Here is a 9,562-nt window from a genome sequence, read left to right as displayed (position 1 = left end):
GTCACCCGCTCGGCGCTGCAGAACGCCGCCTCCATCGCGGCGCTGTTCCTGACCACCGAGGCCGTCATCGCCGAGAAGCCGGAGAAGAACCCGGCTGCCCCGGCTGGTGGCATGCCCGGCGGCGACATGGACTTCTAAGTCCAGCCATTTCGCAAAGAGGGCGTCTCCCGGTTCGGGGGCGCCCTTTTCGCGTACGCCCAAAGGCAAGGAGCTCCACGCGCTTTCTTTCGAGCTCACGCCCACGGAAGGCAGGGCGCCGGCCTTGACCGAGGCTGAGATCCTGGAATGGTGAACGAGCCGATCAGCCAGGCATTGATCGTCTATCTGAGCGGCGGCGCCGGTTCATGGCCGCGAAAGGATCCGGCCGCCCTCGCGAAGTCGCTGGGACCCGACCAGGCGGCCCAGGTGCTTCCCACGTTGGACGCGCTGGCCGACGAGATGTTGAACGTCCCGGTGAACTGGGAGAACCACACCCTGCGATCCGGCACGGCCCAGGCCGTGGCCGAGATGCGCGTCCGTCACCCCGATCTCACCGACGAAGCTCTCCACGAACTCGGCCGGTACTACAGCTACAACTGGAGGTGATGATGATCCGCATCGCTGTCTCCGCGCATCGCGGTCTGCCTGCCGGCACGGTGTCCCTCGTCGATGACGCTCTGCGCGGGACGCTGGCCGGGCACTCACCCGAGGTCGTCGGGCTGTCGTGCCTGGCCGACGGCGTGGACCAGATCTTCGCCCGTGCGGTGCTGGACCTCGGGGGCAGCCTGGAGGCGGTGGTTCCGGCCGACGGCGAGCGAGTCCGCAGCGTCGGCCATGCGCAAGCTGACCACAGCGCTCACGGGCGCCTGAACGGTTCAGAGGCGTTTGACCCAGCGGCCCCATTCGGGCTGGCGGGTGTATCCGGCGGCCGACCAGGCGTGGTGGGCGAGGGTGTTGTCGTGCAGGACCATGGCGTCGGCGCGGAAGGCGCCGAAGGCGGCGAAGCGGGCCTCGGCGGCGGCGAGCAGCGTGGTGCCGATGCCCTTGCGGCGGTACGACGGGTGGACGGCCAGCCGGTACAGATGGGCCCGCCAGCCGTCCCATCCGGCGATGAGGGTGCCGGCCAGCTTGCCGTCCAGTTCGGCCAGCAGCAGAGATTCGGGGTCGCGGGCGATCAGGGCTTCGACCTTGGCGGGGTCGTCGTGGCGGTCGGTGCCTTCCGCGGCCTCGGCCCAGAAGTCCAGGACGGCCTTGATGTCTGATTGATTGCCGTTTCTTACTTTTACCCCGAATTCGGCCATGGCTCTGGAATTTATCAGGCGCGCAGGCCCGACAGCAGGGTGGCCGCGATGGCGTCCGCCTCGGCGCGGGCGGCGGCCGGGTCGTCGGCCTCCGCGATGGCCAGAGCCAGCTCGGTGATGGCGCCGAACAGGGCGCGGCCGAGCATCTCCACGGGGCGGCGGGCGAGGTAGCCCTCGTCCATGAGCGTGGTCAGCGCGTCGCGGAGCAGGCCGCCGAAGTGGCGTACGTCGAGCTCCTGCCAGCGTTCGTGGCCCAGGGCGATCGGGCCCTGCTTCAGCACGATCTCCCGGAACTCGGGCCGTCCGCAGGCGTCCAGGTAGGCGGTCAGCCCGGCTCGCGCGCGGGTGGCGGGGTCGCCGGCGGTCATCGCCGTGGTGACCGCGCGGACGGCGGAGTCCTCCAGCTCTTCGAAGACGGCCTCGAACAGGCCCTGCTTGCCGTCGAAGTGGTGGTACAGGGCTCCGCGGGTCAGGCCCGCCTGACGTACCAGTTCCTCTGCCGAGACGGCGGTGTAGCCGCGTTCGGCGAAGACGCGGCGGCCGACGTCGATGAGCGCCTGGCGGGTGGTCTCCGCGTAGAGCTCGCGCCGGGTCTTGACGGATGCCATGCGTCATGGATATCACATACAACATGAATGTCAGATACAGCGTGGATGTGGCTGTCGTCGGCGCGGGGCTGGCGGGGCTGGTGGCCGCGCGGGATCTGGTGCGCGCCGGGCACGACGTGGTGGTGCTGGAAGCGCGGGAGCGGGTCGGCGGGCGTACCCTCAACGGCGAACTGCCGGGCGGCGCGGCGATCGAGCTCGGCGGGCAGTGGGTCGGGCCAGGGCAGGATCGGGTGCTCGCGCTCATCGGCGAGCTCGGGCTGACCACCTTCCCCACCCATCACCAGGGCAGGCGGGTGGCCGAGCTGGTGGGACGGCGCGTGGAGTACACGGGGCGCGTTCCGCGGATCGGGGCGCTGGCGCTGGCCGACCTCGGGCGGGCGCAGCTCGCGCTGGACCGGGCGGCCCGCCGTATCCCGCTGGAGGCGCCCTGGACGGCGCCCGGCGCCCGCGAGCTCGACGCGCAGACGTTCGCGGCCTGGATGCGCGCCCGCACCCGCACCAAGAGCGGCCGGGCGATGGTCAGGCTGGTCACCGAGGCGATCTTCTCGGCCGAGCCGGAGGAGATCTCGGCCCTGTGGGCGCTGTACTACTTCGGCTCGGGCGGCGGCTTCGACGCGCTGACCGAGGTCAGGGGCGGGGCGCAGCAGGACCGCGTCGCGGGCGGCTCGCAGCGCGTCGCGCTCGCCGTCGCCGCGGAACTCGGTGACCGGGTACGGCAGGCGGAACCCGTCACCGACATCACCTGGGACGACGACCAGGTCGTGCTCCGCACCCCGGGCACCGAGACCCGCGCCAGGCGCGCGATCGTCGCGGTGCCGCCGCCGCTGGCCGGCCGGATCAGGTACAGCCCCGGGCTGCCCGGCGACCGTGACCAGCTCACCCAGCGGATGCCGATGGGCCGGGTCATCAAGGTGCATCTGGTCTACGGGGACCCGTTCTGGCGCGAGGCGGGCTACACCGGGGAGGCCAACAGCGACGTCCGCGCGCTGGGCACCGTCCTGGACAGCACCCCGCAGGGGGAAGGCGGTCCCGGGGTGCTCACGGGCTTCTTCGAGGGCGCGCACGCCGACGCGGCGGCCCGCCTGAGCGTCGCCGAGCGGCGCGGCCGGGCCGTGGACGACCTGACCGCCTACTTCGGCCCCGTGGCCCGCTACGCGATCGACTACATCGAGCTCGACTGGGCCGCGGAGGAATGGAGCCGGGGCTGTTACGGCGCCTTCGCCGCGCCCGGGACCCTGACCAGGTTCGGCCCCGCCCTGCGCACGCCCGTGGGGCCGCTGCACTGGGCGGGGACCGAGACCGCCGTCCGCTGGGCGGGCTACATGGACGGCGCCGTCGAGTCGGGCCACCGGGCCGCGGCGGAGGTCGCCAAGGCCCTGGGTGACGACCAGATCGCCTGAGCGGCGGGAGGGCTAGATCGCCAGAGCGGCGGGGAGCGGCTTGTCGTGCAGGACGGTCAGCGAGGTGACCGCGCGGGTGAGCACGACGTACAGGCGGGCCAGGCCCCTGGGCTCGGCGGCGACGATGTCCGCCGGCTCGACCACGATCACGTGGTCGTACTCCAGGCCCTTGGCCAGGGTCGCGGGGATGACGAGCAGCCGGTGTTCCTGGTCGGCGGCGTCGGGGTCGAGGACGGCGTGGGCGATGTCCTCCAGCGAACCGGAGACCTGCTCCACCAGCGCGTCCGGCACGATCACGCCGATCGAGCCCTCCCTGGACAGGGTCGCGCCGACCGCCTCGGCGAGCGCGGCGCCCGGCCGTACCGACAGGGAGCCGAGCCCGGGGCGCAGCGACCGCGGCGGGGCCAGCCCGGGGGCGACGGACGGCAGGAGGCGGGCGGCGTAGTCGAGCACCTCGCGCGGCACGCGGAAGCCGAGGGTCAGCTCGGTGACCTCGCCGGAGTCCTGGCCGAGGTGCCGGAGCACGGCTTCCCACGAGGTGGTGGACCAGGGCGTGGTGCCCTGCGCGAGGTCGCCCAGGACGGTCGCGGAGCCGTTGCGGCAGCGGCGGCCGAGGGCGCGCAGCTGCATCTCCGACAGGTCCTGCGCCTCGTCCACGACGAGGTGGCCGAGCGAGGAGGTGCGTTCGATGAGGTCGCCGAGCTCGTCGAGGAGCGCGGCGTCGGCCGCCGACCACTTCGCGGACTTCCATCCACGGTACGGCTTCCGCCAAAGCAGCATTTCCTGCTCGCCCGGCGAGATATCGGATTTGGCACATGCCTTGGCCAGGAACCCGGCGTCCGACAGCAGCCGGAACAGCACCTGGGCGGGCGTCACCTTGGGCCAGACGGCGTCCACGAGCTGCTTGACCGGCTTGGACCGCGCGACCGCGTCCTGCACCCGGTCGTCGGGGGAATCGCCGCGCTGCTCCATGCGGACGAGCACCTGGTGGGCCAGGCGCTGCGCGAGCGCCGCCCGGCCGGGGCCGTAGCGGGTGGTGCCGCGCAGGGAGGCGACGATCTCGCGCACCTCGTAGTCGGCCACGCGGAAGCGGTGGACGCCTCGGGTGTAGACCAGGCCCTCCTCCGGCTTGCTGATGTGCAGCCAGAGCGCCCGCTCCAGCACCGCGGCCATCCGGGCGTCGCCCTTGATCGCGGCGACCTCCGGCTCCTCCGGGGTGTCGTAGGCGCCCAGCAGGTCGGCGACGGTGGTCTGGTCGACCTTGACCTCACCGAGGGCGGGCAGGACGGAGGAGATGTAGGACAGGAACGCGCGGTTCGGCCCGACGATCATGACGCCGGAGCGGGCCAGCCGCTCGCGATGGGTGAACAGCAGGTAGGCGGCCCGGTGCAGCCCCACGGCGGTCTTTCCGGTGCCGGGCGCCCCCTGCACGCACACGGTCTGGGTCAGCGCGGCGCGGACGATCTTGTCCTGGTCGGGCTGGATGGTGGCGACGATGTCGCGCATCGGGCCGGTGCGCGGGCGCTCGATCTCGTCGGTGAGGATCTTCGAGGGGCTCAGGTTGCCGCCCTGGTCGAGCGGTTCGTCCTCGTAGGCGGTCAACGCGCCGCCGTGGTAGCCGAAGCGGCGGCGCCGTACGACGTCCATGGGGTCGGAGGGGCTGGCCTGGTAGAACGGGCGCGAGACCGGAGCGCGCCAGTCGATCACCAGCGCGCGGCTGGCGCCGTCGTGGACGTGCCTGCGGCCGACGTAGATGGTGCCGGGCAGATCATCGCCCGCGCTTCTGTCGAGCCGGCCGAAGAACAGCGGCGTGTCCGGGTGGTCGGCGAGGGCCGCGACGCGCTGGTCGAGCAGCGACTGGAGTACCTGCTGCGAGACCCAGTCGCCGGCCGCCTCCGCCGACAGCGACTGCGCGTGCTCGCGCATCGCCTGCAGGGCCTTGCGGGATTCGGCCAGGTGAGACTGCTCGGCGGACAGAACGTCCGCTGGATCGTCGGATATGTCGGGTGCCAGCTGGTGTGCGGGCATGCGAAAGCGCCCCCTGTCGGAGTGGTAACCGGTAGCGAATCGGCCAGTCTAATCGGGGAAACGGGAGGCATCCAAAGCATTTACGCGGGGTAGGGGGAGACCGTGGCACGTGTGCGGTTCGGCGTCTCCCCGATCGTCCCCACCATCGCGAGCTTTCTGCTCGCCGCGTTGTGGGGGCTGTCGGTCTTCGCGGGCTGGGGGACGGCGGCCTTCTGCGCGAACGGCGACGCCACGCAGTGCGGCCAGCGCCTGGACGCCGTCGCGGGGTTGTCCGGGCTGTTCGCGATGCTCGCGGCGGTCTGTACGGCCGCCGCCTGGATCCTGCCCGCCGCCAGGAAGGACCATCGCACCTTCAACCTGTACATGGGCTCGGCCGTGGCCGCATGGGTGGTCGCCGAGGGTGTGCTCTTCCTGGGTGGCCTTCTCGTCGGCTAACTAAATCGCCAAAAAATCGGGCATTTCAGGTGGGAATGGGGGATCATCGGGTATGTCGCAGCTGGCGTGAAGTAGGCGACAGCGCGCAGGTGAGGGGGGTGGTTCGATTGTCGACGGCCCGCGGAGTTTCGTGGACCTGAGGTTCTGGGCAAGGCCCGGCCGCCGGAGCGGCCGGGCCTTCATACTTCCAGGACGTCGTCGGCGTCGATGATCTGGTACGCGTAGCCCTGCTCGGCCAGGAACCGCTGGCGGTGCGCCGCGAACTCCTGGTCGACGGTGTCTCGGCTGACCACGGTGTAGAAGCGGGCGCCGCCCCCGTCGGCCTTGGGCCGCAGCACGCGGCCGAGCCGCTGCGCCTCCTCCTGCCGCGAGCCGAACGTGCCCGACACCTGGATGGCGATCGCCGCCTCCGGCAGGTCGATGGAGAAGTTGGCCACCTTGGAGACCACGAGGACCTGGATCTCCTTGTCGCGGAAGGCCTGGTAGAGGCGCTCGCGCTCCTTCACCCGGGTCTCGCCCTTGATGACCGGCGCGTTGAGGTGCTCGCCCAGCTCGTCGAGCTGGTCGATGTACTGGCCGATGACCAGCACCTGCTCGCCCAGATGCTTCCTGACCAGCGCCTCGGTGACGGTCGTCTTGGACGGCGTGGTGGCGGCGAAGCGGTACTTCTCGTCGGACTCGGCCATCGCGTAGGCCAGCCGTTCCTCGTCGGAGAGCGTGACCCGGACCTCGACGCAGTCGGCGGGCGCGATCCAGCCCTGGTTCTCCATCTCCTTCCAGGGCGCGTCATAACGCTTGGGCCCGATGAGGGAGAACACGTCGCCCTCGCGGCCGTCCTCGCGCACCAGCGTCGCGGTCAGCCCCACGCGGCGGCGGGCCTGCAGGTCGGCGGTCATGCGGAAGATGGGCGCGGGCAGCAGGTGCACCTCGTCGTAGACGATCAGGCCCCAGTCGCGCGCGTCGAACAGCTCCAGGTGGGCGTAGACGCCCTTCCGCTTGGTCGTCATCACCTGGTAGGTGGCGATGGTGACGGGGCGGATCTCCTTCTTGGTGCCGGAGTACTCGCCGATCTCGTTCTCGGTCAGCGAGGTGCGCTTGATCAGCTCGGTCTTCCACTGGTGGGCGCTGACCGTGTTGGTGACCAGGATCAGCGTGGTCGCCTGGGCCTGGGCCATCGCGGCCGCCCCGACGATCGTCTTGCCGGCGCCGCAGGGCAGCACGACCACTCCGGAGCCGCCGTGCCAGAAGGCCTCGGCCGCGTCCTTCTGGTAGGTGCGCAGTGACCAGCCGTCCTCCAGCAGCGAGATCGGGTGCGCCTCGCCGTCGACGTAGCCCGCGAGGTCTTCGGCCGGCCAGCCCAGCTTGAGCAGCGCCTGCTTCACGTTGCCGCGGTCGCTCGGGTGCACCACGACCGAGTCGGCGCCCATGCGCTCGCCCAGCATCGGCTGGATCTTCTTCGAGCGCAACACCTCTTCGAGCACGGCCCGGTCGGTCGAGGTCAGCACCAGGCCGTTGACCGGGTCCTTCTCCAGCCGGAGCCGGCCGTAGCGAGCCATGGTCTCGGCGATGTCGACCAGCAGCGCGTGGGGGACCGGGTAGCGGCTGTGGCTGATGAGCGCGTCGATGACCTGCTCGGCGTCGTGACCGGCGGCTCGCGCGTTCCACAGCGCCAGCGGCGTGACGCGGTAGGTGTGCACGTGCTCGGGCGCGCGCTCCAGCTCGGCGAACGGCGCGATCGCCTTGCGACACGCGTCCGCGTTGGCGTGGTCGACCTCAAGCAGCAGCGTTTTGTCGGATTGGACGATGAGCGGGCCGTCGTTCACTGGTCCCCCTTCGATGGCTACCGCCTATCCAACACAAAGAAGCGGCGGAACAGTCCCCGAACTGGGAATCAGTCGTTGTCGTCCAGGTATCCGGCGAAGCCCAGGAACAGGAAGCCGCCGATCGTCACCAGGAATCCCGCGCCGAACAGGACCCACGCCCAGACCAGCTTGCTCCGGGCGTTCTCCGGCTCGGTGTCCACCTTGCTCAGGCCCAGGCCGGCCATGACGGCGCCGGCGATGGCCACGAAGTTGCAGCAGGCGACGATCGAGATGAGGTTGAGGACGAGCGCGACGATGGCGTTGGTACGCAGCCCGTCGTTGCGCGGCTGATGGGGCGGCGGGTAACCGGGTCCGTACCCGTAGCCGGGAGGAGGCTGTTCGCCGTATGGGGCGCCGTACGGCTGATAGGGATCGCTCATAGCACTCCAGATTTATCACGATGTCGCCATAGATCTGGTCTCTTGGGCGCATCTAGAGAGGCGAGACATGAGGAGGGCAGGTGCATCCGGATGACCGCCGAGGCTTCACCCAGTTCGTCGCAGCACGTTCAGACAGCCTGATCAGGCTGGCCTACGTGCTCACCGGCGACCAGCACTCCGCCGAGGACCTCCTGCAGACGGCGCTGATCAAGACCGCCGGCCGCTGGCGGGGCATCCGCGGTGACCCCGAGGCGTACGTCCGCCGGGTGATGTACCGGGAACAGGTGAGCCTGTGGCGCAGCGCGCGCTGGGGACGCGAGCGCGTGGTCGAGAAGCCGCCGGAACGCGCGAGCGGCGACGCCACCGCCGAGGTGGACGAACGGCTCGCGCTGGAACACGCCTTACGGCAACTGCCGCCGCGCAAGCGCGTGGTCCTGGTGCTGCGCTACTTCGAGGACCTGCCCGAGTCGGAGGTCGCGCGGATCATGGGCTGCTCGGTGGGCACCGTGCGCAGCCAGTCCCACCAGGCCGTCAAGCGCCTGCGTGCCCTCGTCGGCGACCGTGTCAACCAGGAGGCCTGAACGATGGCAGTGGACGAACGCACGATCGGCGAGGGCCTGCGCCGCATGGCCGGGCGGGCGGAGCCGGTGGACGGGGAGATGGTGGCGGCCCAGGTGCTGCGCTCGGCGGGGCGGCGGCGCCGTACCGGATGGGCGGTGGGGGTGGCCGGGACGGCGGCGGCGCTCGCCTTCGGCGCGGTGGCGGTGACGAACCTCCCCGACCCGGGCGACCGGACGGCCGCCGAGGTCGACCCGACCTTCACCGGACTGACCCTGGCGCCCACGCCGCCCCTGCCCGCGGCGCCGCCGATCGAGGGGCTGCCGGCCAACACGCCAGAGCAGTTCCGGCAGGTGCGCGACTGCATGCCCCAGGGCGGGCCGGTGCACGGCATGGACGGCGAGCGGCGCGTCCCGCACCACGGGGTCGCCGAGGACTTCAGGCTGCTGGCCGAGTCGCGCGACAAGCTGGGCGTGACCCAGCTCATGGGCAGCAGGAAGGGGCTGGTGCTGTGCACGCCGGGCGTGCTCGACGTCAGCTACCCCGAGCGGCCGATCTTCACCTACTGGGGGCGCGAGGAGCCGGGGAGCCTGGCCTTCGACGGGCCGCTGTCGGTGGACGTCCACGACACGCAGACGCAGTCGGAGGTGAATCCGGGCACGGACGGTGATCCGTCGTTCATGGTGGTCGCGGGGAGGGCGGCCGAGCGGGTGCGCCGGGTCGAGGTCGCCTGGGCGAGCGGGCAGCGGATGGAGGCGAGCCTCACCGGCGGCTTCTTCATCGCCAGGACGCGGGTCACGGAGCGGAACAAGACGCTCCCCAAGGTGGACGTCACGGCCTACGACGCCGACGGGAAGGTGCTCGACCAGCGGAAGGGGCTGGAGAACCTGTTCGCCGGCGCCCTCGACGTGGACGACTAGTGTGCCGAGTCGTTAATTCGCTGGCAGTATGCGGTGAGGTTGTCGAGGATCTCGTCTGCGGTCTTGGTCCACACCAAGGGCTTGGGGTCGG

At 71.0% G+C, this 9,562-nt stretch carries 11 protein-coding genes; 5 read left to right on the top strand and 6 right to left on the bottom strand.

The genetic code is table 11. The features are described from left to right. Window positions 1-285 precede the first annotated feature (285 nt). Window positions 286-585 carry a hypothetical protein gene (locus tag ACIBHY_RS54670; RefSeq protein WP_397311082.1) on the top strand — a complete coding sequence of 100 codons (300 nt, stop codon included), beginning with the start codon at window positions 286-288 and terminating at the stop codon, window positions 583-585. Between the two features lie 95 nt (window positions 586-680). Here ACIBHY_RS54670 and ACIBHY_RS54665 read toward each other — a convergent pair whose 3' ends face one another. The 3 genes from ACIBHY_RS54665 to ACIBHY_RS54655 are packed head-to-tail and all read right to left on the bottom strand — an operon-like array spanning window position 681 to window position 1,888. Then, a complete protein-coding gene (locus ACIBHY_RS54665; protein ID WP_397311081.1) occupies window positions 681-815 on the bottom strand; it encodes a hypothetical protein in 135 nt (44 codons plus the stop codon). A gap of 39 nt (window positions 816-854) precedes the next feature. Continuing rightward, on the bottom strand, window positions 855-1,280 hold the full coding sequence (locus ACIBHY_RS54660) for a GNAT family N-acetyltransferase (protein WP_397257766.1): 426 nt from the start codon (window positions 1,278-1,280) through the stop codon (window positions 855-857). Between the two features lie 14 nt (window positions 1,281-1,294). Next, window positions 1,295-1,888, bottom strand: a complete 594-nt coding sequence (locus ACIBHY_RS54655) for a TetR/AcrR family transcriptional regulator (protein ID WP_397257764.1) — start codon at window positions 1,886-1,888, stop codon at window positions 1,295-1,297. A gap of 23 nt (window positions 1,889-1,911) precedes the next feature. On the opposite strand from ACIBHY_RS54655, the gene ACIBHY_RS54650 reads away from it, so the two are divergent. Then, window positions 1,912-3,288, top strand: a complete 1,377-nt coding sequence (locus ACIBHY_RS54650) for a flavin monoamine oxidase family protein (RefSeq protein ID WP_397311080.1) — start codon at window positions 1,912-1,914, stop codon at window positions 3,286-3,288. A 12-nt stretch (window positions 3,289-3,300) separates the two neighbouring features. On the opposite strand, the gene ACIBHY_RS54645 is transcribed toward ACIBHY_RS54650, so the two are convergent. Continuing rightward, a complete protein-coding gene (locus ACIBHY_RS54645; protein ID WP_397311079.1) occupies window positions 3,301-5,316 on the bottom strand; it encodes a HelD family protein in 2,016 nt (671 codons plus the stop codon). A 102-nt stretch (window positions 5,317-5,418) separates the two neighbouring features. Between ACIBHY_RS54645 and ACIBHY_RS54640 the strand changes: the two genes are divergently transcribed. Beyond that, a complete protein-coding gene (locus tag ACIBHY_RS54640) occupies window positions 5,419-5,751 on the top strand; it encodes a hypothetical protein (protein WP_184971992.1) in 333 nt (110 codons plus the stop codon). Between the two features lie 179 nt (window positions 5,752-5,930). Here the strand turns inward: ACIBHY_RS54640 and ACIBHY_RS54635 are convergent, their stop codons facing one another. Both ACIBHY_RS54635 and ACIBHY_RS54630 read right to left on the bottom strand, forming a co-directional pair. Next, window positions 5,931-7,574, bottom strand: coding sequence for a DNA repair helicase XPB (locus tag ACIBHY_RS54635; RefSeq protein WP_397257758.1), 1,644 nt, complete (start codon window positions 7,572-7,574; stop codon window positions 5,931-5,933). Between the two features lie 68 nt (window positions 7,575-7,642). Next, entirely contained in the window at window positions 7,643-7,993 is a 351-nt protein-coding gene (locus ACIBHY_RS54630; protein ID WP_397098453.1) for a hypothetical protein, read from the bottom strand. An 80-nt stretch (window positions 7,994-8,073) separates the two neighbouring features. Between ACIBHY_RS54630 and ACIBHY_RS54625 the strand changes: the two genes are divergently transcribed. Continuing rightward, window positions 8,074-8,574, top strand: a complete 501-nt coding sequence (locus tag ACIBHY_RS54625) for a SigE family RNA polymerase sigma factor (protein ID WP_397257756.1) — start codon at window positions 8,074-8,076, stop codon at window positions 8,572-8,574. Between the two features lie 3 nt (window positions 8,575-8,577). Next, entirely contained in the window at window positions 8,578-9,471 is an 894-nt protein-coding gene (locus tag ACIBHY_RS54620) for a hypothetical protein (RefSeq protein ID WP_397257754.1), read from the top strand. Window positions 9,472-9,562: the final 91 nt, after the last annotated feature.

Origin of the sequence: Nonomuraea sp. NPDC050547 (genome assembly GCF_044457345.1) — a bacterium.
GTDB lineage: Bacteria > Actinomycetota > Actinomycetes > Streptosporangiales > Streptosporangiaceae > Nonomuraea.
This window is presented reverse-complemented; position numbering and strand designations above follow the sequence as displayed.